Origin of the sequence: Pedobacter sp. G11, assembly GCF_003860265.1 — a bacterium.
Lineage (GTDB): Bacteria > Bacteroidota > Bacteroidia > Sphingobacteriales > Sphingobacteriaceae > Pedobacter > Pedobacter agri.
This window is the reverse complement of sequence record NZ_CP034190.1, coordinates 467,365-468,038: the sequence shown is the minus strand read 5'-3', so window position 1 is coordinate 468,038 and position 674 is coordinate 467,365. Positions and strand designations below refer to the sequence as shown.

The following is a 674-nucleotide window of genomic DNA, read 5'->3' as shown; positions in this document are numbered from 1 at the left end:
TTACTTATGTTGGTGCTGACTTAACGATTGCAGCGAAAACCATTACGGTAACAGCGGCAGCGAAAGGCAAAACCTTTGGTGATGCTGATCCTGCGTTGACCTATACCTTTGCTCCGGCACTGGCTACAGGTGATACTTTCACTGGTTCACTGGTAAGAGTACCAGGCGAAAACGTAGGCACTTATGGAATCAATAGGGGTACGCTTTCATTAAGCAATAACTATGCATTGACTTATGTTGGTGCTGACTTAACCATTGCAGCGAAAACCATTACGGTAACAGCGGCAGCGAAGGGCAAAACCTTTGGTGATGCTGATCCTGCTTTGACCTATACCTTTGCTCCGGCACTGGCTACAGGTGATACTTTCACGGGTTCACTGGTAAGAGTACCTGGTGAAAACGTAGGTACCTATGCGATCAATAGGGGTACGCTTTCATTAAGCAATAACTACGCGTTGACTTATGTTGGTGCTGACTTAACAATTGCAGCGAAAACCATTACGGTAACAGCGGCAGCGAAAGGCAAAACCTTTGGTGATGCTGATCCTGCTTTGACCTATACCTTTGCTCCGGCACTGGCTACAGGTGATAATTTCACTGGTTCACTCGCTAGGGTACCAGGCGAAAACGTGGGTACGTATGCAATCAATAGGGGTACGCTTTCATTAAGGCAA

1 protein-coding gene is annotated in these 674 nt (G+C 46.7%); it reads left to right on the top strand.

Features of this window, described 5'->3' with window-relative positions; translation table 11 throughout:
* Window positions 1-674: MBG domain-containing protein (locus tag EA772_RS21990; protein ID WP_305790858.1), on the top strand; the 674-nt coding region annotated here is incomplete at both ends.